This is a genomic window from Marinobacter lipolyticus (assembly GCF_018424605.1).
GTDB lineage: Bacteria > Pseudomonadota > Gammaproteobacteria > Pseudomonadales > Oleiphilaceae > Marinobacter > Marinobacter lipolyticus_B.
On the sequence record NZ_QTKT01000002.1, the window covers coordinates 81836 to 108215 of the forward strand.

Here is a 26380-nt window from a genome sequence, read left to right on the forward strand (position 1 = left end):
CCGGTATGCCCTCAAAAACGATCCTGCGTCGCCCCCGGCCCGAAGTCACCCATGGCTGGGGGCACAATCTGCCGCCTTTGCTTCGCCGTCTGTACGCGGCCCGTGGCATCACTTCTGATGAACAGCTGAGTTATACCCTGAAGCATCTGGCCTCGCCGCTGGAGTTGCGCGGAATTGATCGTGCCGTGGAGCTGCTGTCGGAGGCCATCGCTGCTCAGCAATCGGTGATGATCCTCGGGGATTTTGATGCCGATGGCGCCACCAGTACGGCTGTGGCCATGCTGGGTCTGTCCATGCTTGGCCTGCAGAGCGTCGACTTTCGCGTGCCGAGCCGCTTTGCGGACGGCTACGGTCTCACCCCCGGTATCATTCATCGCCTGAGGGAAGAAGGCGAGTTGCCGGATCTGTTGGTGACTGTCGACAATGGCATCTCCGCCATCGAGGGCGTCCGGGCTGCGAAAGAGCTGGGTGTTCGTGTCGTCATCACCGACCACCACCTGGCGGGCGAAACCCTGCCGGAGGCAGACGCCATTGTGAACCCGAATCAGCCGGGTTGCCCGTTCCTCAGTAAACATGCCGCCGGTGTCGGCGTGATGTTCTATGTGCTTACCGCGCTGCGAAAGCACCTGAGGGAACAGGGCAGGCTGCCGGAACCGCAACCCAACCTCGGTACCCTGCTGGACCTGGTGGCGCTGGGCACCGTTGCCGACGTGGTGCCGCTGGATCACAACAACCGTATCTTTGTGGAACAGGGGCTGCGCCGCATTCGCCAGGGGGAGGCGCGCCCGGGCATTCTGGCGCTGCTGGAAGTTGCGGGTCGCGACCACACCGCCATCAGCTCCACCGATCTTGGCTTCGTGGTTGGACCGCGCCTCAACGCCGCCGGTCGTCTCGACGACATGAGCATCGGCATCGCCTGCCTGTTGGCCGACAGCCCGGACGAAGCCCGCCGCCTGGCGCAAGAGCTGGACACCTTCAACCGCGAGCGCCGCACCATCGAAAAGGACATGAAAGCCCAGGCCCAGGACCTGCTGGCGTCCATGTCCCTGGGTGTGGATGGATTGCCCTGGGGGTTGGCGCTGTTCGACCCCGACTGGCATCAGGGGGTGATCGGCATCCTCGCCGCCCGCATTCGTGAGCAGACCCATCGCCCGACGGTGGCGTTTGCCGCCGACGATAACGGCGAAGACATCAAGGGCTCCGCCCGTTCCATTCCCGGCCTGCATATTCGCGATGCCCTGGCGGTCGTGGATGCGCGGCACCCGGGCCTGATGAAAAAATACGGCGGCCACGCCATGGCCGCCGGTATGACCCTGGCGAAGGTAGACCTGAACACTTTCTGCGAGGCTTTCGACAAAGCCGTACGGGATACCCTCACCGCGGAAGATCTGGAAGCCGCCATCGTCACCGACGGCCCGCTGACCACCGAGGAGCTGAGCCTTGACACCGCCACCCTGCTTAAACGAGCCGGCCCCTGGGGGCAGCATTTCCCGGAACCGCTGTTTGATGGCGAATTCCGCGTCGTCAGCCAGCGCATCGTCGGCGAAAACCACCTGAAACTGGTGCTCCAGCCCGCGGATGGCAACGGCATTGTTGATGGCATCGCCTTCAACACCGGCCCGGAAGTGCCGGACTACACCCGAACCGGCGCAAGGGTGGTGTACAAGCCGGACTCCAATACCTTCCGTGGCCGCACGAATCTGCAGTTGCTGGTGGATTATCTGGAACCGCTGACCTCCTGATTAGCCGAAGATTTGTCGGATTAGGAGGCGCTGCCTCTAATCCGACCTACGGGCTGGCCCGGAGCGGGATGGCACTCATGTCTGCCGGTTTCGGTGTGGAGGTCGCTTTTCTGCAGGGACAAAGGTGTCTGAGCGCAGCGAGTTCTTTTCCCGAAAGAAAAGCGACCCCCACACCGGAACCAGCCCCCCCACCGACCGACCCGCACAAAACAAGCCCATCCCACAGGCTGATTTACAATCAGAATTCCGGTAGAATTCCGCCTCTGTTTTTACTCTCCATTTTCAAGAGCGAGTAAGGGTTTCATGGAAATCAATCCCATTGTGACGAAGATTAAAGACCTTCGTGAGCGCACTGAAGCGCTCAGGGGGTATCTTTGACTACGATCAGCGTAGCGAACGGCTGGTCGAAGTAGAACGGGAACTGGAAATGCCCACCGTGTGGGACGATCCCGAGCGTGCTCAGGCCTTGGGCAAGGAACGCTCGGACCTCGAACTGATCGTACGCACCATCGACAACCTCACCTCCGGCCTGGAAGACGCCGAGGGCCTGCTGGAAATAGCGGCCGAGGAAGAGGACGAAGGCACCGTGGGTGAAATCGAAGCCGATCTGGAAGGCCTCGACAAGGAACTGGAGAAGCTCGAGTTCCGGCGCATGTTCTCCGGCGAAATGGACGCCAACAACGCCTACCTCGATATCCAGGCCGGTTCCGGCGGAACCGAAGCCCAGGACTGGGGCAACATGCTGCTGCGCATGTACCTGCGCTGGGCGGAACGTCGTGGATTCAAGGCGGAAATCGTCGAGTTGCAGGAAGGTGAAGTGGCCGGCATCAAAAGTGCCACCGTTCACATCCAGGGCGACTACGCGTACGGCTGGTTGCGCACCGAGACCGGTGTTCACCGGTTGGTCCGCAAGTCACCGTTTGATTCGGGCAACCGTCGCCACACCTCATTCTCCTCGGTGTTTGTGTCACCGGAGGTGGACGACAGCTTTGAGATCGAAATCAACCCGGCGGACCTGCGTGTGGACGTGTACCGCGCCTCCGGTGCCGGTGGTCAGCACGTTAACCGGACCGAATCCGCCGTGCGTCTGACCCATAACCCCACCGGGATCGTGGTGGCCTGCCAGGCTGGCCGCAGCCAGCATCAGAACAAAGATCAGGCGATGAAACAGCTCAAGGCCAAGCTGTTCGAGCGTGAGATGCAGGAGCGCAACGCTGAAAAGCAGAAAGCCGAAGATGCCAAGGCCGACATCGGCTGGGGCAGCCAGATCCGCTCCTACGTGCTGGACGACAGCCGCATCAAGGATCTGCGCACCAAGGTTGAAACCAGCAATACCCAGTCGGTGCTGGACGGTGATGTCGACAAGTTCATCGAAGCCAGCCTGAAGATGGCGCTGTAAACCAGCGCCATCGCCACGCTAACCCGGACAATTCCCGATTTTTGCGAGCCAACATGACCGATCACACCCCGAATGCACAGCCAGAGGATAACAAGCTGATTGCCGAGCGCCGCGCCAAGCTGTCAGAGATGCGCGAGCAGGGCAACGCCTTTCCCAATGACTTCCGTCGCGACGCCACCGCCGCCGAGCTGCTGGCGAAATACGGTGACAAAACCAAGGAAGAGCTGGCGGAAATGGGCATCACCGTGGCCATTGCCGGCCGCATGATGCTGGATCGCAAGGCGTTCAAAGTGGTTCAGGACATGACCGGGCGCATTCAGATCTATGCCTCCAAGGATGTCCAGAAAGACACCAAGCACTGGGACCTGGGCGACATCGTGGGTGTGCGCGGCGTTCTGTGCAAGTCTGGCAAGGGCGATCTGTACGTGAGCATGGACGAGTACACCCTGCTCACCAAATCGCTGCGGCCGCTGCCGGAGAAGCACAAGGGCCTGACGGATACCGAAGCCCGTTACCGTCACCGCTACGTTGACCTGATGGTGAACGAAGACAGCCGCCGTGTGTTCCATGCGCGTTCGAAAATCATCAGCACCATGCGTCAGTACTTTACCGACCGGGATTTCATGGAAGTGGAAACCCCGATGCTGCAGGTGATCCCCGGCGGCGCCACGGCGCGACCGTTCGTGACTCACCACAACGCCCTCGGTATCGACATGTACCTGCGCATTGCCCCGGAGCTGTTCCTCAAGCGACTGGTGGTGGGTGGCTTCGAGCGGGTGTTCGAGATCAACCGCAACTTCCGCAATGAAGGGCTCTCAACCCGTCATAATCCCGAATTCACCATGGTGGAGTTCTATCAGGCCTACGCGGATTACAACGACCTGATGGACCTCACTGAAGACATGCTGCGCACCATTACCCAGAAAGTGCTGGGCACCACCACGGTGGTGAACACGCGCACGCTCAAGGGCGGTGAAGAGGAAGTCATTGAATACGATTTCGGTAAGCCGTTCGAGCGCCTGAGCGTGGTGGACGCGATCCTGCGCTACAACCCGGACATCACCGCCGCGCAGCTGGCGGATGATGCCAGCGCCCGTCAGGTGGCGAAAGACCTTGGCATCCACCTCAAGGAAGGCTGGGGACTCGGCAAGGTGCAGATCGAGATCTTCGAAGCGACGGCGGAGCATCGCCTGATGCAGCCGACCTTCATCACCGAGTACCCGAAAGAAGTGTCGCCCCTGGCACGCTGCAAAGACAGTGATCCGTTCGTCACCGAGCGTTTCGAATTCTTTGTAGGCGGCCGCGAGATCGCCAACGGCTTCTCGGAGCTGAACGACGCGGAAGATCAGGCCGAGCGTTTCCAGGCCCAGGTTGCCGAAAAGGACGCCGGCGACGACGAAGCTATGTTCTATGACGAAGACTATGTCATGGCCCTGGAATACGGCCTGCCGCCGACCGCCGGTGAGGGCATTGGTATCGACCGCCTGGCCATGTTGCTGACCAACTCGCCGTCGATCCGCGATGTCATCCTGTTCCCGGCCATGCGCCCGGAACACAAGGCTGAAGCCCGCAAAGACGAGGAGTAATCCCATGCACCCGGTGGAGGTACTGGCCAGCCAGCTGAGGCCCGACCGGGGCTGGAGTGAACACCTGAACGCCGAATTCCGCCAGCCCTACATGCAGCAGCTGGCGGAATTTCTGGCCGATGAAGAGCAGGCCGGCAAGACCCTGTTTCCGGCCAGCCACCACTGCTTCAACGCCCTCAACAGCACGCCGCTGGATCAGGTCCGCGTGGTGATCCTCGGCCAGGACCCCTACCACGGCCCCGGCCAGGCCCACGGCCTGTGTTTCTCCGTCCGACCGGACGTACCCCCACCCCCGTCACTGGTGAATATCTTCAAGGAAATCCGCGAGGATCTGGGGGTTGAACCACCGGATCATGGCTGCCTGCAGCCATGGGCTGAGCAGGGCGTGTTACTGCTCAATAGCGTGCTGACCGTGGTACAGGGGCAGGCGGGTGCTCATCAGGGCAAGGGCTGGGAGACGTTTACCGACAGGGTCATCGAAACCATCAACCGGGAACGGCAGGGCGTGGTGTTTCTGCTCTGGGGCAGTTACGCGAAAAAGAAAGGCCGGCACATCGACCGCAGCCGTCATCACGTGCTGGAAGGTCCGCATCCATCACCGTTGAGCGCCTACCGGGGTTTCTTCGGCTGTAAGCATTTCTCGAGAGCGAACGACTGGCTTAAACAGGAAGGTTTGGCGCCTGTAGATTGGTCGCTACCCTCAAAGGCCAAACTTCTGGAGCGCTATCACCGAGAGTCGCGAGCGTAAGCGAGTGGCCCGGGCTACCAAAAACCGTGCGGAGCCATGGATGGCGGAGCCGAGCGTACAGGGACGTATTTACAGCGTGTTTTGGGGAGCCCGGGCCACTCGCTGGAGCGGCCCACTCCAGAGTGAGCAAGGCGCCTGGAGCTATTTGAGCAAAGCCATGGCCGCTTCCATCTGGGCGTTCAGATCCTCTTCCTCGCTCATGTCGGAATTGGGATCAATGCCCAGCCGCCCGAACGCCGTCACGGTATTCCAGTCCATTTCCGTCCACGGATGATCAGATCCGGCAACCAGTTGCAGGTTGGCCACCGTGACCAGATCCGCAAAGTCCGCAGCCGGTACCTCGCGCTGGAAGCTGGTGTACTCCAGTGGCACGTTCTGCAGCTCTTTCGGGAAATCCCACTTCTTGAGGATTTCCGCACCCAGGCGAGGGTGCAGCTCGTCAATGACATTATCCAGCATGATGCTGCTGATCTGAATGTCCTGGTCTTCCACATAACGCAGGATTGGCAGCACGCCGATCAGATGAACCAGGCCGGCGAGTGTCGCCTGATCCGGTTTCAGCCGGGTGTAATGCTGGGCCAGTACATGGCAAACGCCGGCCACTTCCGTACTGGTCTGCCAGGTCGCACGCAGACGCTTGTCGATCATGTCAGAGGTGGCCTGGAACATCTGTTCCATCGCCAGCCCCATGGCCAGATTGCTGGTATAGGCCATGCCCAGCCGGCTGACCGCCATGTTGAGGTTCTCAATGGCGCGGCTGCCGCGGAACAGCGGGCTGTTGCAGACGCGAATGATGCGGGCGGACAGCGCCGTGTCGTTGCTGATCACTTTGACCAGATCCATGATGGCGGAGTCCTCGGACTCCGCAATGTCCCGCACCTGCAGAGCTACCTCGGGCAATGTGGGGAGCACCAGCTTGTCGTTGTCGATGGCGCTGATAAGGTCGTTCTTGATGGTTTCAACAATATTCGACATGGTCAGATGAGGTCCGTCGTTTTGATTGCTGCTGCCCGCATGGACGCCGGGCAGGCACGAAAATATTCAGATATATGAAGTACTTTATAGCAAAAACTCGGTCAAATGCCTGTCAACTTATGTATCTGAATCGGCTGCGCTGTCCTGCTCCGGCACCGCATAGGGCAGTGCAAGACGATGGAGCGGCTCTTCCGGTGAGCTCTGAAGGTGCAGTGCTGAGTTCGCCGCCGTATGACGGACCACCGCCAGGCACTGGCTGGTGCCGTCGGCCAGGCGCACGCTGTTGACTATCTCGCCGACCGGCTTGTCGCCGGAAACGATGGCTGTGCCCGGGTCGGGGGCTGTGGTCACTTTCCCGGTGGCGTAACGGAACAGGCTTTTCTTGAGCTGGCCTAGGAAATGCATCCGCGCAATCACCTCCTGCCCGGTGTAGCAGCCCTTTCGGAAGTGAATGCCGCCGACGTGTTGCCAGTTCAGCATCTGGGGAACATAGGCCCCGGTGGTCTCCGGCGTCAGGCTGGCGATCCCCGCGGCAATCTCGGCGGCGAGCCAGTCGGTCGGGGTTGTCTGGCAGTCAGCGGAGAGTACCTGTGCGACAGCGTGGGGCAGTTCGCCGATCTGCCAGAGTTCGTACCGAGGCTGGCCTTCCGCTGTGCTTTCGGTGCGGATCAGGTGGTGCTGGTCCAGCATTATGCTCGCGCCGGCATCGGACAGTGCGCTGACGTCAGCACCCAGGCGTTCCGCCAGGTCCTCGCCCAGGATGCCTATCACGCGGGCATCGTCGAGTACCGCCATGGAGGTGCCACGGAACAGCATCAGGTATTTGCGCAGCTGGGCGGTGATGTCATCCAGCAGGGCTTCGGGCACGGTCATCAGCACATCGTCACCGTCACGAACCAGGCGGGTCAGGCAGTAGGCCCGGCCTTTGGGAGTCGAGGCTGCCGCGCGGGGCGAGAAGGTGGCCGTGACATCAGCGAGGTTCTGGCTGAACTGACCCTGGAGGAACTTGTCGGTGCCGGCGCCGGCGATGCGGATAACCTTCTGGTTTCCGGCAACCGTCCAGGCGGACGCGGGCAGAGGCTGGCTGGCATGGGGGGTGGCGGAATCTGTCATTGAACACTCCCGGTTCAGATGGTGCTGGCGGATGAACAACTGGGATGACCAAGTCTCAGCCACATCCGGAGTCGACGAAAATCGTCGGGCAGGATATTGCGGAGCCCGGGGCCGAGGTCGGCCAGAATCACCAGACGCGTAGGTGTTCTGGTGTCCGCTGCGCGAATTTTCAAGAGGGTGAGCCGGCGACCAATTCGGCTTTCGGCGGCCACATTGACGGGAACCGGCTCGGCGCCGTCGATGGTCGCGTATAGCTGGCCATGCTCAACGGTCAGCCGGCGAACCCTGTTGCAGGCGCGCAAAACATGATTGCCCCAGCGTCCGGAGCACCTGGGGTAAATAAGGGCGTCAATCCGGCTGGACACGGTTGATGATCATATCCACGATGCGTTGCAGATCCGGATCTTCGGGCCGGCTCCGCTGCATGAACCACTCGAACATGTCGGTGTCTTCGCAGGACAGTAATTTCTCATAACGCGCCTGATCGTCAGCCGGCAGGTCACGATAGACCTCTTCGACGAACGGAACCAGCAGTACATCCAGCTCCAGCATTCCGCGGCGGCTGTGCCACCACAGGCGTTTGTATTCTGTGTTCTCGGGCATACGGTTTCTCGTTCCGCTGTTCAAAAATGTCAGGGTGATGATGTTCTGTAGGTCGTCGGGACTAACACCGTGTCCTGAGGCTCGTTGAGCAGGCCGGGATAGTCCAGGGTGTAGTGCAGCCCGCGACTTTCCTTGCGCTGCAGAGCGGAGCAGATAATTAGGTCGGATACCGTTACCAGGTTACGCAGCTCAAGCAGGTCATTGGTGACCCGATAATTGCTGTAGAACTCGCCGATTTCGCGCGACAGCAGGTCAACACGGTGTTTGGCCCGTTGCAGCCGCTTGGTGGTTCGGACAATGCCGACGTAGTCCCACATAAAATGGCGCAGTTCGTCCCAGTTGTGGGAGATTACCACGTCTTCGTCGGAATCCCGCACCTGACTTTCGTCCCAATCCGGCACTGGCGGGGGTGGTGGGATGTCCGCCTCGCGTCGGGCTATGTCCGCGGCCGCCGCGCGTCCGTAGACCAGGCATTCCAGCAAGGAGTTGCTGGCCATGCGATTGGCGCCGTGTAACCCGGTAAACGCCGCTTCCCCCACCGCGTAGAGCTGGTTGATGTCGGTACGGGCCCGTTCATCGCTGACGATTCCGCCGCAGGTATAGTGCGCCGCCGGCACCACCGGGATAGGCTCCCGGGTGATGTCGATGCCAAATTCCAGGCACTTCTCATAGATGGTGGGGAAGTGATGTTTGATGAAATCCGCCGGCTTGTGGCTGATGTCCAGATACAGGTGGTCGGCGCCCAGGCGCTTCATCTCATGGTCGATGGCGCGGGCAACGATATCGCGCGGGGCCAGTTCGCCGCGGTCGTCGAACCTTTCCATGAAACGACTGCCGTCCGGGAGCTTCAACACCCCGCCTTCGCCCCGCACCGCTTCAGTAATCAGGAATGACTTGGCATGCGGGTGATACAGACAGGTGGGGTGAAACTGATTGAATTCCATGTTGGCGACCCGGCACCCGGCACGCCAGGCCATGGCAATGCCATCGCCCGAGGCACCGTCCGGGTTGGTGGTGTAGCGGTAGGCCTTGCTTGCACCGCCGGTCGCAATCACCGTGAATCGTGCCCGCACCAACTCAACATGGCTGTCTTCAAGGTTGAGGACGTAGGCCCCCACGCAGCGGTTACCGGGGAGTGCCAGCTTGCGGTTGGTGATTAAATCAACCGCCACCCGGCCTGACATCAGGGTGATGTTGGGGCGTTCCGTTGCCTGGCTTGCCAGGGTGGTGGAAACGGCATGTCCGGTGGCGTCGGCAGCGTGAATGATCCGCCGGTGGCTGTGACCGCCTTCCCGAGTGAGGTGAAGCTGGGCGTGTTCGTCGCGGGTGAAGTCGACCCCGGAATCGATCAGCCAGTTGATGCTTTCGTTGCCATGCTCGACGGTAAAGCGGACGGCGTCTTCGTGACACAGGCCCGCGCCGGCATTCAGGGTGTCCTGAATGTGGTTTTCCAGTGAATCGTCGTCGTCCAGTACCGCTGCAATGCCGCCCTGGGCCCACAGGGTTGCGCCGCTGCTGATATCGGCTTTACTGACCACGCCAACACTCAGGTGTGCCGGGAGATTCAGGGCGACAGTAAGGCCGGCAGCGCCGCTGCCGATAATCAGGACATCGTATTCATGAGACTGTGGCATTGGGTCGTTATCGCGGGCCATAATGTGGACGTGTATTGAACTAAACTTTACGCTTGCTGTCTATTTGGCCTGACGAGGGCCGCCCCCCGCAGGGCCATTGCCCGTTTACCCAGCGGACGCCGGACAGCACCATGACGCGAACCAAATCGAGGCAGGCAGGCCAGTTGGCCCAACACACAGAGCGCCCCGGCACCCCGTCCATGAATCCGGATACAGAGCATCAAAAAGGGGAAACCCCTGACAGTCAGACCGACCTTCAGCTGGTGCGGAAGGTGCGCCATGGTGACCGATCCGCCTTTGATCTGCTGGTGGTCAAATACCAGTCGCGAGTGGCTTCCATCATCAGCCGGTATGTGTACGACAGTCAGGAAGTGCTGGACCTGACCCAGGAAACGTTCGTGAAGGCGTTTCGCGCGATGGACCGTTTCCGCGGTGACAGCGCTTTTTACACCTGGCTATACCGCATTGCCGTCAATACCGCGAAGAATTTCCTGGAATCCCGGGGGCGTCGGCCCCAGGGCAGTGCCGATTCCGCGGAAGCGGAAAACTTCGAGGATGGTGCACGGCTCCGTGATAACGCATCGCCGGAAAAACTGCTTCAGCGGGAGCAACTGCAGCAGGCGCTGGGGCGTGCCATCGCGAATCTGCCCGAGGAACTCCGTTCGGCTTTTCTGCTCAGAGAATATGATGGTCTGAGTTATGAGGACATTGCGCGAATTCTGGAGTGTCCTATTGGTACCGTCCGGTCCCGGATCTTCAGAGCCCGGGACGCCGTCGATCGGCAGCTCGAGCCGTTACTCAATAATTCCCTGACATGAATGAGGTTGCATCCTATGGATGATCGTCTCAGAGAAACACTGTCCGCCATGATGGACGACGAGGCCGACGAATTGTCGGTCAGGCGTCTGCTGTCCCATGGTGAGCAGAGCGACGTCCGTGCCCAGTGGCAACGCTGGCAGCACGTGAGGGATCTCATGCATCAGGGGCACGCGCCGGCGGATGCGGTGGATGTCAGTGTTGGTGTCCGGCGTGCGCTGGCCGGCCAGCAGGATTCAGCCATGGAAGCAAGGCTGGCGACAGGCGTGGCCACGCGGAACTGGCGCTGGCCGGCCGTGGCGATGATCAGTCTCGCGCTGATCGTCGGCTTCGGAGCGGGGGCCGGCTGGGACTCGGCGGCGCCGGATAACGGGGTGGCCGAGTATGCCAGCGCCGGGGCGACGGTCAGCGGTAGCCCGGCGTCCGATCCGGTTCAGGAAGTTGCTCTTCAGGGGCTGGATCAGGAGCAGTGGGAGCACCTGAGCCGCTACCTCCTCGAGCATGCCCAGCACAACAGCGTCGGCGCGGGACGGGGGGCCGTAGGCTATGCGCGTCTGGTCAGCGCCTCGGCACCTGCGTACTAGGGGGCGGGTGTGGATAGCTTGATGGTGTACTCGCTGGCGATCAGCCGGTTCCTCCGGAGGGGCAGGGTTCTTGCGTTGGTACTCGTGGCGCTGTGTGTGCCCGCACCGGTGGTGGCAGATCAGTCCCGCACCGCTGAGGAATGGCTGGCCCAGCTTGCGCCGGCGCTGAACATGACGTCCTACCGCGGCGTGTTTGTGTACGCCCGGGGTGATCAGGTCAGTTCCCTTCAGATTGCCCACCGTTACCGGGACGGCATGGTGGAAGAGCGACTGGTGTTGCAGGACGGCGGCAATGGCGAAATCGTCCGTAAAGGCATGCGGGTGGTCTGTGTGCTGCCGGAGCAGGGCCACGTACAACTGGATCAGGTAATACCTTCCGGGCCCTTTGCCGAGGCGTTTGCCAACCAGTTGATGCCAGTGATGCAATGGTACACCCCCGAGTTGATCGGCGAGGACCGCGTGGCCGGATACGATGTGGTGAAAATCGGCCTCAAGGCGCGGGATGAGCATCGATACAGTCACCGGCTCTGGCTGGAAAAATCCACGGGTCTGCTAGTCAAGAGCCATGTGCGGTCGCTACGGGACAGCGTGTTGGAACACTTCCAGTTCACCAGCCTGGAAATCACCGACGACATTGCCGACGCCGAACTTGCTGTGCAGACGCAAGGGTATGAAATAAAACGGGACCTTTCGGCAGAAGCGTCGCCGTCGCCGGCTCCGAGAATGGAAGGCTGGGTATTGCGCTGGCAGCCGGACGGGTTCATGCCCGCGGCAACGCCCCGCTCGGGTAAGGGCCGGGCCGTGGCGTTTTCCGATGGCCTGGCGGCGTTCTCGGTATTTGTCGAGCGGGCAGGGCGAATTGCCATGCCGACGGGGGCCTCGCGCATCGGGGCTACCACGGTCTACATCAGTCAGTTGCAGGTTGCGGGGCAGCCCTTCATGGTGACGGTGGTGGGCGAGGTGCCCCCGGCCACGGCGAAAAAAGTGGCGGAATCCGTTGAAATAGATGACACCATGGCCTTCGAGACCGCAAAGCGATGATTACAGAAACTGGAAAAGTGGTGGCGGTAGACGGTGATCGGGCCTGGGTACAGACCATACGAGCCAGCGCCTGCGAGAGCTGTTCAGCCCGCCACGGATGCGGTCAGCGCGTGCTGGCGTCTGCCTCAGGGGGCCGCGCCAATCAGGTCCTGGTGGTAAACCGCCTCGGTGCGCAGGTGGGCGACAGCGTGGACCTCGCCATTGAAGAATCGGCCCTGCTGCGGGCGTCGCTGCTGGTGTACGCGGTGCCCCTGAGCCTGATGGTGGCAGGCGCGATTGCTGGTCACCAGTGGTCCGGCGGCCAGGATCTGGCGGCCATTCTGGGGGCGATTACCGGAATGGTGGCGGGCTTTTTTGTCGCCAGACGATTACAGCGCAGATCCGGAGATCAGTATGAGCCCCGTATGGTGCGAATCCTGTCTGCGTCGGTCCCGGGTGCGTCGCCCAATCCTACCGTTTTGTAAGTTGAAAAATCCTGTTACGGCGACAGAATGTTCGTAACGTTCTGATAAACAGAGGGTTCTATATGCTAACAACAAGTTCACAGCTTGCGTTGCCAGTCAGGAATCGTCCCAGCTCCTGGGTGATGACGTGGGTGCTCAGCCTGGTGGTGTCACTGTTGTGGCTGCCAGCGGCCCAGGCCCGCGACCTGCCGGATTTCACCGAGCTGGTGGAAGACAACTCCGGCGCTGTGGTGAATATCAGTACTACGAGTAGTACCCCTGCCAAGGGCAGCGGCGGTAGCTATCCGGGAATGCCTTTTGACGAACGCCAGCTGGAGCAGCTGCCGGAATTTTTCCAGGAATTCTTCCGCGGCCCCCAGTCACCGTTCGGGGGTGGTCCGGGACGATCCGAGCCTCGTCGCTCCATGGGGTCGGGATTCATCGTGTCGAGCGACGGATACGTGCTGACCAACAATCACGTGATCGAGGGCGCGGATGAAATTGTTGTGCGGCTGAGTGACCGCCGGGAGCTGCCCGCCACGCTCGTGGGCACCGATCCACGGTCGGATATGGCGGTGCTCAAGATCGAGGATGGGGATGATCTGCCGGTGGTGAAAATCGGCCGCTCTCAGAACCTGAAAGTGGGCGAGTGGGTGCTTGCCATTGGTTCGCCGTTCGGTTTCGATTACACGGTGACTGCAGGCATCGTCAGCGCGCTGGGGCGTTCCCTGCCGACGGAGAACTACGTGCCTTTCATCCAGACCGACGTGGCGATCAACCCGGGAAACTCCGGTGGTCCGCTCTTTAACCTCGACGGCGAGGTTGTCGGTATCAACTCCCAGATTTACACCCGATCCGGTGGCTTCATGGGCGTCTCTTTCGCCATCCCGATCGATGATGCCATGAATGTGTTCCGGCAGATCCGCGACAAGGGGTCGGTTGCCCGTGGCTGGCTGGGGGTGCTGATTCAGGAAGTGAACCGGGATCTGGCGGAATCCTTCGGTCTGAAACGACCGCGCGGGGCCTTGATTGCTGAGGTCATGTCGGGATCACCGGCGGAGGAAGCCGGTCTGCAGGCTGGCGATATCGTGCTGGAATACGACGACGAGGGTGTGGAGCTGTCGTCGGATCTTCCCCCCATGGTGGGCCGCACGCCGGTAGGTGAGACCGCCCGACTGACGGTGCTGCGTGAGGGTCGGGAAATGACGCTGAACGTGGAGATCGGCGAACTGCCGGAGCCGGGAGCGCAGCAGGCCAGTGCGGACCCCGATGAGCAGGGCGGTCCGGCGTCGGCGCCCCTGGGACTGGCGGTTGAGCCGGTACCCTCGGAGCTGGCGGAGTCGGCCGGCCTCAAAGGCGGTGTGCTGGTGACGGGCGTGGGTAGTGGTCCGGCCCTGGAGGCGGGCATCCGCCCCCGGGACGTCATCACCGAAATTCACCGAAAACCGGTGCGTTCGGTAGAGGATTTCCGTCAGGTGATCAGTGAGCTGCCCGATGACCGGGCGGTATCCGTGCGCGTTGTGCGTCAGGGGAGGGCCATTTATCTGGTAATGAAACCCTGATTCATCAACGGTCTGCGGCCCCGGAATCCTGTTCCGTCTGGGACAGGCTCCGGGGCTTTTGATATACTCCCGTGACTTAAAAAGAACGTTGGCCACGGACTGGACCCGCCCGAATGATGAACAAAAAGGAACTTCCCCTACGGACGCTGCTGCAATTCCGCCATGCCTGGGTTGCCTGGCTGTTGCTGGCAGGATGCATCACGGTCACCCTGTTACTCTGGCAGGTGTCTATCCGTCTGGTTGAAGACCGCACCGAAGCCCGCTTCCACACCCAGTCCCTGCAACTGAAGACCGCCATTGAAGAGCGCTTGCTGAATTACGAGCAGGTGCTCGCCGGCAGTGCCGGTTTGTTTGCGGTTGCCGGCGAGGTGTCGCGCGAGCAGTGGCGCGAATACGTCGAAAAGGTGGATATCGACCGCTATTACCCCGGCATTCAGGGTATTGGCTACGTACAGCGGATTGGCGTGCGGCGCATGGCCGACCATATCTCGTCTGTACGGGCCGAGGGAGTTCACAACTACCTGGTAACGCCGCTGGGCTCCGGGCCCGATTATTACCCGATGGTGTACCTTGAACCGGGAACCGAGCGGAACCGTCGGGCGCTGGGCTACGATGCGTTCAGCGATCCGGTGCATCGCCGGGCCATGGAGGAAGCGCGGGATGACGCCGTGCCCACAGTGACCGGCAAAGTCATCCTGGTGCAGGAGGAGCTGGCGGAGGATCAGGCCAGTTTCCTTATGTACTACCCGGTCTACCAGGGCGGCGCGGTTCCGAAGATACGTGCCGAGCGGCGGATGATGCTGGCCGGCTATGTGTTCAGTGCTTTCCGGATGAACAACCTCATCGACGGTATTGTCGGGTTGATCTCGCCTTTCCTGGACGTGCGCATCTATGACGGCGAACGGGTTTCCAGGGAAGCCCAGATGTACGGCTCTAACCTGGGGTCGCTGGACAACGAGTTCAGCTTTGACATGAACCAGACCATCCGTCATGGCGGGCGCAACTGGCTGTTGCAGACCCGCTCGACACCGGCTTTTGATTACCTGGCTTCCGATCCGCGACCGCCTATTGTGCTGGGCAGCGGCCTTGTCATCAGTGTGCTGATGTTTCTGTTGGTGCTCTCGCTGATCCGATCCCGCACCATGGCGCAGGTCGGCGCCGGCCGGTACCGGGCGATCACCGAGGGGGCCGCCAACGTCACCCTGGTGCTCAGTCGCCGGGGCAAGCCACTGTATGCCAGCCCATCAACGAAGGATATTCTCGGGTTTGATCCAGACAAGCTGCCGTCGCTGGATTTCGAGACCATTGTGCATGGGGATGACTGGCCGCAGCTGACCGCAGGTTTCGATGAGGCCGTCAGCGCTCCGGGTAAGCAGATGCCGGTGATCCGCGCCCGAATCCGTGATGCCGAAGGCCAGTGGCGCGACATGGAAGGCACCTACACCGCCATGCTGAACGTGCCGGGTGTAAACGGGGTGGTGCTGAGCCTGCGGGACCTGACGCAACTGAAAGCCGCCCAGTCAGAGCTGCACCGGCTTGCTTTCTACGATCCGTTGACCGGCCTTGCCAACCGTCAGTTGTTCCGCGACCGGTTGAGTCACGTGGTGCGACGCGCCCGTCGCAGTGGTGAGCCGGCGGCGCTGATGTTCCTTGATCTGGATGGTTTCAAGCGGATCAACGACACGCTCGGGCACGATGCCGGGGATGAGCTGCTCACGCAGGTTGCGCAATGGCTGTCCGGTTGCGTGCGCGAAGAGGATTCCGTGGCTCGCCTGGGCGGCGATGAATTTGTCGTGCTGCTATCGCGGATCAGTGGCCCGGAAGCCGCCAGCAAGGTGGCGGACACCATCTTGCGGCGCCTGTGCCAGCGTATTCGTCTGAACGATCATGAAGTGGGGATCACCGTCAGTATCGGGATCACCATGGTGCCTCACGACAGTGAGGAACCGGGCACCCTGATGAAATACGCCGATCTGGCCATGTATCGTGCCAAGGAGCTGGGGCGCAACACCTACCAGTTCTTCACGCCGGCCATGAACATTCAGGCCGCGCGCCGGTTGCTGCAGCAGGAAGAGCTGGCAACGGCGCTCGAAGGCGACCGTTTCGTGCTGCACTACCAGCCCAAGGTGGATCTTGAGTCGGAGCGGGTGATCGGTGTCGAGGCTTTCCTGCGCTGGCATCACCCGGAGAAAGGGCTGGTATCGGCCCAGCAGTTTATCGGCCTGGCAGAGGAGACCGGGCTGATCGTGCGGCTCGGGGAGCTGGCGCTGAGGCAGGCGTGTATCCAGGTCCAGGCGCTGGAGCGGGCAGGCTTCGAGTCACTGAAGATGGCGGTCAATCTCTCGGTCCGCCAGCTGACCGATTCCGGCTTCCTCGACATGATCCGCAAGGTGATTACCGAAACCGGGGTGGCGCCAGAGCGTCTCGAACTCGAGATGCCGGCGGAACTGCTCAACGAGGATCCGCGGATGCTGCGAGAGCTGCTGGTGTCGCTTCACGATCTCGGTGTATGCCTGATCCTCGACGACTTTGGTACCGGCTCCTGTTCGCTGGTCGCGTTGCAGCAGCTGCCGCTGGACGTGATCAAGATCGACCATCGCTTCATTCGGGATATCCCCTACAACGTCAGTGCAACCGACGTCGCCTCGGCGGTGATTGCCCTGGCCCGCAAGCTGCATCTGACGGTTGTCGCGGAAGGCGTCGAGACGCCCCAGCAGCTCAGCTTCCTGAAGACCGCGGGCTGTGCCCAGTGCCAGGGCAACCTGTTCAGTTACCCGCTGGACGAAGACGCCTTGATCGGCTTCCTCATTCGCCAATATGAGCGGCCGCTGATGTCCTGATCATGGCAATGGCGGCCCTTAACCGGTAAAATCACGCCGTTCCCGGATCGCGGTAGCGGCCCCTCCGGGCTCAATCCTTCGTCTTATATGAGTAATCATCGTCTGTGACTGAACTGAGCCGAATCCGTAACTTTTCCATTATCGCCCACATCGACCATGGCAAATCCACACTGGCAGACCGGTTTATCCAGGTGTGCGGTGGCCTGACCGATCGTGAAATGGCCGAACAGGTCCTGGATTCCATGGATCTGGAGCGGGAGCGGGGGATCACCATCAAGGCCCAGAGTGTCACGCTCAACTACAAGGCGCGGGACGGCCAGGAGTACAAGCTCAATTTTATCGATACGCCGGGCCACGTGGATTTTTCCTACGAGGTGTCGCGTTCCCTGTACGCCTGCGAGGGTGCCCTGCTGGTGGTGGATGCCGGTCAGGGGGTGGAGGCCCAGTCGGTCGCCAACTGCTACACCGCCATCGAACAGGGTCTGGAGGTGGTGCCGGTACTCAACAAGATGGACCTGCCCCAGGCCGAGCCAGAGCGGGTGGCTGCCGAGATTGAAGACATCATTGGTATCGAAGCGGCTGACGCGGTGCGCTGCAGCGCCAAGAGTGGTCTCGGCGTGGAAGACGTGCTGGAAGATCTGATCGCCAAGATCCCGCCCCCCAAGGGTGATCGCAGTGCGCCCCTGCAGGCACTGATCATTGATTCCTGGTTCGACAACTACCTCGGGGTGGTGTCCCTGGTGCGGGTCACCGAGGGCACCCTGAAGAAAGGCGACAAGATCGTTATCAAGTCCACCGGCAAGGCCTGGAACGCCGACAAGGTCGGTATCTTCAACCCCAAGCCCACTGACACCAACATTCTGGAAGCCGGTGACGTCGGCTTCGTCGTAGCCGGCATCAAGGACATTCATGGCGCGCCGGTCGGCGACACCATCGTCCATCAGAAGTACTCTGCCGAAACGCCGATGTTGCCGGGGTTCAAGAAGGTCAAGCCCCAGGTCTATGCCGGCCTGTTCCCGGTCAGCGCCGATGACTATGACGATTTCCGCGATGCGCTGGAAAAGCTGACCCTGAACGATGCGTCGCTGTTTTTCGAGCCCGAGAACTCCGACGCCCTTGGTTTTGGTTTCCGTTGCGGTTTCCTCGGCATGCTGCATATGGAAATTATCCAGGAACGTCTGGAGCGGGAATACGATATCGACCTGATCACTACCGCGCCCACGGTAATCTATGAAGTGGTTACCCGGCAGGGTGAGACGGTGTCGGTGGACAACCCGTCGCGATTGCCGGATGTTGGTTCCATAGAAGAAATGCGCGAGCCCATCGTTGAGGCCAGCATCCTGGTCCCCCAGGAGCATCTGGGTAACGTCATTGCGCTGTGCGAAGAGAAGCGTGGTGTGCAGAAGAACATGCACTTCATGTCCACCCAGGTGCAGCTGACCTATGAGCTGCCCATGGCGGAAGTGGTCATGGACTTCTTCGACAGGGTGAAGTCGGCCAGCCGGGGCTTTGCCTCGCTGGACTACCATTTCACCCGGTTCCAGCCGGCCAATCTGGTGCGCCTCGATGTGCTGATCAATGGTGAACGGGTCGATGCCCTGGCGCTGATCGTTCACAAGGAGCAGTCCCACTACAAGGGTCGGCAATTGATCGACAAGATGAAGGAACTGATTCCGCGGCAGATGTTCGATATTGCCATTCAGGCCGCGATCGGCAATCAGGTGGTGGCCCGGGTGACCGTCAAGGCGCTGCGCAAGAACGTCACGGCAAAATGTTACGGCGGCGACGTCAGCCGCAAGAAAAAACTACTGCAGAAGCAGAAAGAAGGTAAAAAACGCATGAAGCAGCTGGGCAATGTAGAGGTGCCTCAGGAAGCGTTCCTTGCCGTACTGAAAGTGGACAAATAAAAGGCACCTGAATGGATATTGATTTTCCCCTGGTCCTGGTAGTTCTGACCTTCGCGACAGGACTGATCTGGCTGGCCGATGTGCTTATACTGCGCAAACGCCGGACCGCCGCCGTGACGGCTGAAGGCCGCACCGAGGAGGCCGGGGCGGAGGCGCCGAAAGAGCCCTACCTGGTGGACCTGAGCCGTTCTTTCTTTCCGGTGCTGGCCATTGTGCTTGTGCTTCGTTCCTTTCTGGTCGAACCGTTTCAGATTCCCTCGGGCTCGATGCTGCCAACGCTGGAAGTCGGTGACTTCATTCTGGTGAACAAGTACGCCTACGGGCTGAGGCTGCCGGTTGCCGGTACCAAGATACTCGAGGTTGACGACCCCGCCCGGGGCGATGTGGTGGTGTTCCGCTACCCTGAAGACGGTCGCACCAACTACATCAAGCGTGTAGTCGGGCTGCCGGGGGATCATGTCAGGTATCGTGGCAAGGACCTGTTCATCAACGGCGAGAAGGTGGATTCCCGTTTTGTGGCGCGGCTTCCGCCGATGGAGTTGCGGCGCGAAGAGCTCGGCGGCGCCGTCCACGACATCTTCCTGACCCTTGGCCGCCCCGCCGGGTCAGGAGAAGGGGAGTGGACCGTGCCCCAAGGCCATTATTTCGTCATGGGTGACAACCGTGACAACAGCAACGACAGCCGCTACTGGGGAACGGTCCCCGACGAGATGATCGTAGGCAAGGCCTTTGCGATCTGGATGCACTGGCAATCGCTGACCAGTCTGCCATCCTTTGATCGGGTAGGCGCAATTGATTAAGCGGGTTTCCATTCAAGGAGCGCAGTCAGAATGAAGAAGTACAACCTGTCTTCCCTCGCACGCCAGCGCGGTGCGTCGGCCCTCACCATGCTGGTGATGGTTTTGTTTTTCGGCAGCCTGCTGACACTGGTGATCAAGCTGGGCCCGGTCTACCTTGATGACATTACCATCCAGGAGGCCCTCGAGGGGCTGGAAGGAACCGAGGGATTGTCCCGCATGGGGCCAGGGGAAGTGCGAAGCCTGATCAACAAGCGGTTGAGTGTCAATAATGTCCGCGGATTCGATTCCAAGCAGATTGCCATAGAAAAGAACGGTGATCTGGTGGTCATCAAGGTGGATTACGAAGTGCGCAATAATCTGTTCCGCAATGTGGACACAGTGATTCACTTCAATCACGAATACGAGATGAAGGGCCAGTGAGTTCGCAACCGGATCTCGACCAGTTACAGCGCCGCATAGGCTATCAGTTCGAGGCGCCGGAGCGTCTGTTGCTGGCACTCACTCACCGCAGTTACGGCAACCAGAACAACGAGCGCCTGGAATTTCTTGGGGACTCCATTGTCAATATGGTGATTGCTGAACACCTGTACCGGCACTTTGAGAAAGCCCGCGAGGGCCAGCTCAGCCGCCTGCGCGCCCGCATGGTGAAGGGCGTGACCCTGGCGGAAATCGGGCGGGAGTTCGAGCTCGGCAAATACCTTCGGCTGGGATCGGGCGAGCTGAAGAGTGGTGGCTTCCGCCGTGAATCCATTCTTGCCGATGCCGTGGAGTCGATCATCGGCGCTATTTATCTGGACAGCGATTTCGAAACCTGTCGCGAACAGGTGCTGCGCTGGTTCGAACAGCGACTCAAGAACCTGGACCTGCAGGACACCCAGAAAGATCCTAAAACACGTCTGCAGGAGTATCTGCAGTCCCGCCAGTTTCCACTGCCCCGATACGATGTGATCTCGGTAGACGGCGAGGCCCACGCACAGACGTTTCATGTTTCCTGCGCCTTGCCCTCCCTGGACCGCAAAACCTCCGGAATCGGCAGCAGCCGTCGTATTGCAGAGCAGCAGGCCGCCCGTAATGCCCTCAAGGAATTGGGTGTGGAGAACGATTGATGAACGATATTACCCGCCCGGAAAATCCGGACAGCCGCTGTGGCTTCGTAGCCATTGTCGGCCGGCCGAATGTCGGCAAATCGACACTGCTGAATCACATTCTTGGCCAGAAGCTGAGTATCACCTCCCGTAAGCCGCAGACCACCCGTCACCAGGTGCTGGGCATCAAGACCACGGGCCCGGTACAGGCGATCTACGTGGATACGCCTGGCATGCATGAGGAAGAGCCGCGGGCGCTGAACCGCTACATGAACAAGGCTGCCACGTCTGCGCTGATTGATGTGGATGTGGTGGTGTTTGTGGTGGATCAGCTGGCCTGGACCACCGCCGACGAGATGGTGCTCGAAAAACTGTCGTCGCTGAAATGCCCGGTGATCCTGGCGGTCAACAAGGTGGACAAGATCGAGAAACGGGAAACCCTGCTGCCGCATCTGGATATGCTGTCGAAAAAGCGGGAGTTCGCCGAGATTATCCCGTTGTCGGCCCTCAAGGAAAGTAACCTGGAGCCCCTGGAAGCGGCGGTGAACGGCTACCTGCCGCAAAGCGTTCATTTCTACCCGGATGACCAGATCACCGATCGCAGTGAACGGTTTCTGGCCTCGGAGATGGTGCGCGAGAAAATTACCCGCCAGCTTGGCGCCGAATTGCCATATTCCGTTGCTGTGGAAATTGAAGAGTTCCGGCGGGATGGCAAGACCCTGCACATCTCGGCGTTGATTCTGGTGGAGCGTGAAGGCCAGAAGAAGATCATGATCGGTGACAAAGGCGACCGCCTGCGCAGCATCGGCCAGGATGCCCGCGCCGACATGGAGCGATTGTTTGACAGCAAAGTCATGTTGCGGCTGTGGGTCAAGGTCAAACGTGGCTGGGCCGATAGCGACCGGGCGCTGAAAAGCCTGGGCATGAACGACTTCTGAGCCCGCCGATGGCAGCGGCTGTGCAACAGGAACCGGCGTACGTGCTGCATCGCCGGCCCTGGCGGGAAACCAGCCTGCAGGTGGATGTGTTCAGTCTCAACGCCGGCCGGCTGTCGCTGATTGCCCGCGGTGCCAGCAGTGCCCGCAGCCCCCTCAAGGCCCAGCTGCAGCCGTTCCAGCCGTTACTTCTGGACTGGACCGGGCGGGGTGACCTGAAAACCCTGACCCAGACCGACGTTCGCCCGGGGCCGGTGTTGCAATCGACCACCGCGCTCTACAGCGGGCTCTACGTAAACGAACTGCTTCAGCGCCTGCTGCCCGCGGCAGACCCGCATCCCGCCCTGTTTGCCGCCTATATCGATGTACTTGCCGAGCTGGCCGTAACCACCGACGTGGAACCGGTTTTACGACGCTTCGAGCGTGCCTTTGTGGATGCGCTGGGCTATGGCTTTGCCTGGGACCGCACCACCGACACCACAGCCGAGGTCGAGTCCGGCAAACACTATTGCTATGATCCCCAGCAGGGCATTGTGCAGACTCAGGGCGAGCATGTCCGGCTGCGCGGACTGCCCGGGGAGACACTACTGGCCCTGGCGGAGGGCGATTTCGAGTCGCTGGCCTGCCGGCGTATTGCCAAGCGCGTTATGCGGGTACTGGTGGATTACCTGCTCCAGGGTAAGCCATTGCACAGCCGGACCCTTTTCAGTCACGGTCGGCATCAACCGACGGAGAGAAACGAATGAATTCCAGAGTGTTACTTGGCGTGAATATCGATCATGTGGCCACCCTTCGTCAGGCCCGGGGTACCCGCTATCCCGACCCGGTGCAGGCTGCGTTGCTGGCTGAGGAGGCCGGCGCGGACGGCATTACCATCCATCCCCGGGAGGACCGCCGCCATATCCAGGACCGTGACGTGCTGCTGCTGCGGGAAATGTTGCAGACCAAGATGAACCTTGAAATGGCCGTGACGGACGCCATGATCGCCTTTGCCGAGCAGGTTCGCCCCCATTGCGTCTGCCTGGTGCCGGAGAAGCGCGAAGAGCTGACCACCGAAGGTGGTCTTGATGTGGACGGTCAGGAGGCCCGGGTCGCCAAGGCCTGTGAGCGGCTGGCGAAAATCGGGGCGGAGGTGTCCCTGTTCATTGATCCGGACCCGGCACAGATCGACGCTGCGGTGCGTTGTGGCGCCCCGGTGGTTGAGCTGCACACCGGTGAATACGCCGAGGCGGACACTCCGGAGGCCGCGGATGCGTCATTCCGGATATTGGCCGACGCCGTTGCCTATGCCCGCAAAAAGGGCCTGATCGTCAACGCGGGCCATGGCCTGCATTACCACAACACCGAGCGAGTGGCGGCCATCCCTGGCATCAACGAGCTCAACATCGGCCATGCCATTATTGCGCGGGCCGTGTTCACCGGCCTGAAAGACGCGGTGCGTGATATGAAAACCATTCTACAGAGCGCCAGAAGCCAAAGCTGAACGGCTCTCGGGCTGCCTCTTCAGGTCAGGCTGTCGGTGTTCTCCGGCGTTACGTCAGTGGCCCCGGTGTGCTGGCGGAACAGGGTTTGCCAGTCGGTCTGGTCGCTCCAGATCTGCAGCCGTTCAATGGCGGCAAGCAGCTGATCCTTCTGGTACGCAATGTCCGGTGAGGAGCACTTGAGAGCGGTTTCCAGCTGATTGGCGGCGGCTCTGAGCTCGGGGGCGCCGCAGTAACGGGTGGCGCCGTGGAGTTTGTGCACGCACTCGAGCAGCTCTTCCTCATCCCCTGCGGCCCAGTACTGGCGGATCCTGTCCACGTCGGACGGGAGCTGTTCCAGCAGCATGCTGAAAAGCTCCTCCGCGAGGTCGGCCTTGCCGGCGGCCAGCTGGATACTCTCGTCCACGCTGACGCAGTCCTGCTGAAGCTTGCGGGTGGAGGGCCGCAGGGCCTTGCGGGTATCTCTGACTTCCGGCACCGGCTGCTGGCCCCGGTCGGGCGCCGGCCCACAGGCATAACCGGTGAATTCGCGGATGCTGTCGGTCAGTTGCCTGCTGCTGATGGGCTTGGCGAGGTAACCGTCAAACCCCTGCCGTGCAAGCCGATCCTGTTCATCGGCAAGGGCGTGGGCCGTCAGCGCGATCACCGGCGTGCGATGGCTTTGGGTATCCATGGCCCGCAGGCGCGAGGTGGTTTCCACACCGTCCATACCGGGCATCTGCAGGTCCATGAACACCAGATCAAAGGGCTTGCTGCGGGCCTTGCTGATGGCTTCAAAGCCGCTTGAGGCACCTTCCGCATCGACCCGGCAGTCCTTCAGCAGCGTCATCACCAGTTTCAGGTTGGCGTCGTTGTCATCCACCGCGAGAATCCGCGGGACATTGCCTGACGGCTGCCAGGTCGGCTGCTCAGGGTGTTCATGCAGGGTCTTTCGCCCCGGGTTGATGCCGTGAACCAGCAGCAGAAGCTCGTCATACAGGGCGTCGCGGCAGATGGGTTTGGTCAGGTGGCCGCTGGCAAGGCCCGACAGCGGCGTGTCGTGGGTTTCCAGGGTGGGCGTCAGTAACAGCGTACGGCAATCCCGCTCGAGCTCCAGGTTGCGGACAAGAGCGCAGTACTGGCTGGAGTTCAGCAGGTGCCGGGTAATGCCGACAATCGCCAGGGCGTAACCGGACTGGCTGCGCTGGGCCTCCTCCACCTGTTCCTGCATGGCGCCGGGTGAGGCCACGGTGTCCACCTCCATGCCCCATTCCCGCAGCAGGTGCTCCACCGCCAGCCCGGTGGTCTTCTGTTGTTCCAGATACAGCACCCGTTCGCCGCGCAAGGCATCCCGGGGCGTGTTTCCGTCGGCGGCGCCGGACAGTTCCGAGGTCAGCGTGAACCAGAAGGTCGACCCTTTGCCGAGTTCGCTCTGCAGCCCGATCTTGCCCCCCATTTCCTCGACCAGCCGTTTGGAAATCGCCAGCCCCAATCCGGTGCCGCCATACTGACGCGCCGTGGAGGCGTCTGCCTGGCTGAAGGCGTTGAACAGGGACTGCTGCTGGGCCCGTGATAGCCCCACGCCGGAATCGGTAATGCTGATGCGCAGGGTGACCCGGTTGCTTTCCTTGTCTTCATCTTCGAGGCTGGCCCGCAGGACCACCTCTCCGGTCTGGGTGAACTTGATGGCATTGTTGACCAGGTTGGTGATCACCTGTTTGACCCGCAGCGGGTCACCCATGACGTTGTCCGGCACGTCGTTATAGACCAGCGGCACCAGGTCGAGGTTCTTGCTGTGGGCGGCCGGGGCCAGCATCACCATGACGTCTTCCACAATGTCCCGGAGGGCGAAGGGTACGCGGTCAAGGATCAGCTTGCCGGCTTCGATCTTGGAGAAATCGAGGATGTCGTTGATGATGGTCAGCAGAATTTCCGACGACTTCCGGATGGTGCTCAGGTGATCACGCTGTTGGCGCGGCAACGGGCTTTTCAGCAGCAGCTCGGTAAAGCCGATGATGCCGTTCAGGGGCGTGCGGATTTCATGGGACATGTTGGCCAGGAATTCCGACTTGATGCGACTGGCTTCCAGTGCTTCCTTGCGGGCGAGATCCAGTTCGATGTTCTGGATTTCGATGGTTTCCAGGGTCTCTCGCAGGTCTTCCGTGGCCTGATCGACGTTCTGCTGCATTTCTGCCTGGGCCTGGCTGAGCTCTTCCGCCATGGCGTTGAGACCGGATTCCAGCTGCTCGAACTCGGGGCCGGCGCGGGTGTAGACCCGCGTATCGAGCTTGCCTTCCTTGAGGCGGGCCACCGCTTCGTTGAGTTCGAACACCGGGTCGGTGAAGGCGCGACTCAGCCGCAGGGCAATGATCAGGCTGAGAATGACGCCGCCGAGCACCAGCATCAGGGAAATCAGCAGCGCCTTGTAGGTTTCTTTCTCGGTGCGTATGTGGGACATCTCCACCGCGGCCCAGCCCAGCGGGGTACCCAGGCGATTCGGGGGGCGGGCGGCATCGGGTTCGAGCATGTTCTCGATCATCAGGTCCTGCAGGAACACCGGGGTGACAAACAACGTGCTGTCGGAACGGAAGATGCGCCGGGGACGTTCGGGGATGAGTTCGTCGGGCGCTATGGTATCGGCGCTGCCGGGCCCGGTATGGAGCAGGCGCTTGCGTTCGCCGTCAAAAAAGGTGATTGAGCGAACGTCCTGCTCTTCGAGCAGCGCGTTGGAGAGACTGTTGAGCAGGCTGCGGTTCGCGGTGAACAGACCGTATTCCGAGCCGGCGGCAAGCTGGCGGGACAGCGACTGACCGCGGTCCTGCAGCAGGCTTTCGATATTGGCGACCCAGCTGTAGGTAAAAAACAGCCCCAGTACCAGTGTGGTCAGCAGGGTGGGGACCAGTGTCACCACGAGAACTTTTTTGCGAATGCCCCAACGCCGCATACCGTGTTCCTGTCTATCACGTTTTCAGCCGGATCGCCGGCTTTACTTCCCTGTCAGAATAGATGATCCGGCTGCACGGTGCTGAACAGACAGCCCGGTTTATGCCCCGGATATAGCCGCCGGTCATGGATATAGCGAGAAGCTGTATTGGGAGACGACGGCC

Annotated in this window: 23 protein-coding genes; 17 read left to right on the top strand and 6 right to left on the bottom strand. The window is 61.0% G+C overall.

From position 1 onward, the window contains the following. Nucleotides 1-5: 5 nt before the first annotated feature. The 4 genes from recJ (at nucleotide 6) to ung (ending at nucleotide 5475) form a co-directional block, all read left to right on the top strand. On the top strand, nucleotides 6-1742 hold the full coding sequence (recJ, locus tag DYI22_RS02785; RefSeq protein WP_213476516.1) for a single-stranded-DNA-specific exonuclease RecJ: 1737 nt from the start codon (nucleotides 6-8) through the stop codon (nucleotides 1740-1742). A 303-nt stretch (nucleotides 1743-2045) separates the two neighbouring features. Further along, nucleotides 2046-3141 (top strand): peptide chain release factor 2 gene (gene prfB / locus DYI22_RS02790; RefSeq protein ID WP_213476517.1). Its coding sequence is split into 2 segments (ribosomal slippage): nucleotides 2046-2117 and nucleotides 2119-3141, totalling 1095 coding nucleotides; the frame shifts between segments, so codons are not numbered across the junction. Nucleotides 3142-3194: 53 nt separating this feature from the next. Then, nucleotides 3195-4727 carry a lysine--tRNA ligase gene (lysS, locus tag DYI22_RS02795; RefSeq protein ID WP_213476518.1) on the top strand — a complete coding sequence of 511 codons (1533 nt, stop codon included), beginning with the start codon at nucleotides 3195-3197 and terminating at the stop codon, nucleotides 4725-4727. Between the two features lie 4 nt (nucleotides 4728-4731). Then, nucleotides 4732-5475, top strand: a complete 744-nt coding sequence (gene ung, locus DYI22_RS02800) for a uracil-DNA glycosylase (RefSeq protein ID WP_213476519.1) — start codon at nucleotides 4732-4734, stop codon at nucleotides 5473-5475. Between the two features lie 141 nt (nucleotides 5476-5616). Here ung and DYI22_RS02805 read toward each other — a convergent pair whose 3' ends face one another. The 5 genes from DYI22_RS02805 to nadB form a co-directional block, all read right to left on the bottom strand. Further along, complete coding sequence (locus tag DYI22_RS02805) at nucleotides 5617-6450, bottom strand: HDOD domain-containing protein (RefSeq protein WP_213476520.1); 834 nt, start codon at nucleotides 6448-6450, stop codon at nucleotides 5617-5619. 117 nt (nucleotides 6451-6567) lie between these two features. Continuing rightward, nucleotides 6568-7563 (bottom strand): YgfZ/GcvT domain-containing protein, encoded by a 996-nt coding sequence (locus tag DYI22_RS02810; RefSeq protein ID WP_213476521.1) that lies wholly within the window; start codon nucleotides 7561-7563, stop codon nucleotides 6568-6570. A 14-nt stretch (nucleotides 7564-7577) separates the two neighbouring features. Continuing rightward, on the bottom strand, nucleotides 7578-7865 hold the full coding sequence (locus tag DYI22_RS02815) for a hypothetical protein (protein ID WP_213476522.1): 288 nt from the start codon (nucleotides 7863-7865) through the stop codon (nucleotides 7578-7580). Between the two features lie 46 nt (nucleotides 7866-7911). Beyond that, the gene (locus DYI22_RS02820; RefSeq protein WP_213476523.1) at nucleotides 7912-8166 is read right to left on the bottom strand and encodes a succinate dehydrogenase assembly factor 2; all 255 of its coding nucleotides are present in this window, start codon (nucleotides 8164-8166) and stop codon (nucleotides 7912-7914) included. 29 nt (nucleotides 8167-8195) lie between these two features. Then, the gene (gene nadB / locus DYI22_RS02825) at nucleotides 8196-9800 is read right to left on the bottom strand and encodes an L-aspartate oxidase (RefSeq protein WP_213476524.1); all 1605 of its coding nucleotides are present in this window, start codon (nucleotides 9798-9800) and stop codon (nucleotides 8196-8198) included. 131 nt (nucleotides 9801-9931) lie between these two features. Between nadB and rpoE the strand changes: the two genes are divergently transcribed. The 13 genes from rpoE (at nucleotide 9932) to pdxJ (ending at nucleotide 23296) form a co-directional block, all read left to right on the top strand. Continuing rightward, entirely contained in the window at nucleotides 9932-10618 is a 687-nt protein-coding gene (gene rpoE / locus DYI22_RS02830) for an RNA polymerase sigma factor RpoE (RefSeq protein ID WP_213476525.1), read from the top strand. 15 nt (nucleotides 10619-10633) lie between these two features. Next, nucleotides 10634-11200: a sigma-E factor negative regulatory protein gene (locus DYI22_RS02835; RefSeq protein WP_213476526.1), complete on the top strand. Its 567-nt coding sequence runs from the start codon at nucleotides 10634-10636 to the stop codon at nucleotides 11198-11200. A 21-nt stretch (nucleotides 11201-11221) separates the two neighbouring features. Continuing rightward, complete coding sequence (locus DYI22_RS02840; RefSeq protein WP_213476875.1) at nucleotides 11222-12241, top strand: MucB/RseB C-terminal domain-containing protein; 1020 nt, start codon at nucleotides 11222-11224, stop codon at nucleotides 12239-12241. Further along, nucleotides 12238-12705, top strand: coding sequence for a SoxR reducing system RseC family protein (locus DYI22_RS02845; protein WP_213476527.1), 468 nt, complete (start codon nucleotides 12238-12240; stop codon nucleotides 12703-12705). Before DYI22_RS02840 ends, DYI22_RS02845 begins: the two co-directional genes overlap by 4 nt. A 122-nt stretch (nucleotides 12706-12827) precedes the next feature. Continuing rightward, on the top strand, nucleotides 12828-14246 hold the full coding sequence (locus DYI22_RS02850; RefSeq protein WP_228300787.1) for a DegQ family serine endoprotease: 1419 nt from the start codon (nucleotides 12828-12830) through the stop codon (nucleotides 14244-14246). 113 nt (nucleotides 14247-14359) lie between these two features. Continuing rightward, nucleotides 14360-17086 carry an EAL domain-containing protein gene (locus DYI22_RS02855; RefSeq protein WP_213476529.1) on the top strand — a complete coding sequence of 909 codons (2727 nt, stop codon included), beginning with the start codon at nucleotides 14360-14362 and terminating at the stop codon, nucleotides 17084-17086. Nucleotides 17087-17190: 104 nt separating this feature from the next. Next, nucleotides 17191-18993 (top strand): translation elongation factor 4, encoded by a 1803-nt coding sequence (gene lepA, locus DYI22_RS02860; RefSeq protein ID WP_213476530.1) that lies wholly within the window; start codon nucleotides 17191-17193, stop codon nucleotides 18991-18993. 11 nt (nucleotides 18994-19004) lie between these two features. After that, on the top strand, nucleotides 19005-19793 hold the full coding sequence (gene lepB, locus DYI22_RS02865) for a signal peptidase I (protein ID WP_213476531.1): 789 nt from the start codon (nucleotides 19005-19007) through the stop codon (nucleotides 19791-19793). A gap of 30 nt (nucleotides 19794-19823) precedes the next feature. Continuing rightward, entirely contained in the window at nucleotides 19824-20213 is a 390-nt protein-coding gene (locus DYI22_RS02870; protein WP_213476532.1) for a DUF4845 domain-containing protein, read from the top strand. Then, nucleotides 20210-20899, top strand: coding sequence for a ribonuclease III (gene rnc / locus DYI22_RS02875; protein WP_213476533.1), 690 nt, complete (start codon nucleotides 20210-20212; stop codon nucleotides 20897-20899). Before DYI22_RS02870 ends, rnc begins: the two co-directional genes overlap by 4 nt. Continuing rightward, on the top strand, nucleotides 20899-21816 hold the full coding sequence (gene era / locus DYI22_RS02880) for a GTPase Era (protein WP_213476534.1): 918 nt from the start codon (nucleotides 20899-20901) through the stop codon (nucleotides 21814-21816). Before rnc ends, era begins: the two co-directional genes overlap by 1 nt. 8 nt (nucleotides 21817-21824) lie before the next feature. Next, entirely contained in the window at nucleotides 21825-22559 is a 735-nt protein-coding gene (gene recO / locus DYI22_RS02885) for a DNA repair protein RecO (RefSeq protein WP_213476535.1), read from the top strand. Next, complete coding sequence (gene pdxJ / locus DYI22_RS02890) at nucleotides 22556-23296, top strand: pyridoxine 5'-phosphate synthase (RefSeq protein WP_213476536.1); 741 nt, start codon at nucleotides 22556-22558, stop codon at nucleotides 23294-23296. The genes recO and pdxJ overlap by 4 nt, the downstream gene beginning before the upstream one ends. 20 nt (nucleotides 23297-23316) lie before the next feature. On the opposite strand, the gene DYI22_RS02895 is transcribed toward pdxJ, so the two are convergent. Next, a complete protein-coding gene (locus DYI22_RS02895) occupies nucleotides 23317-26217 on the bottom strand; it encodes an ATP-binding protein (protein WP_213476537.1) in 2901 nt (966 codons plus the stop codon). Between the last annotated feature and the right edge of the window lie 163 nt (nucleotides 26218-26380).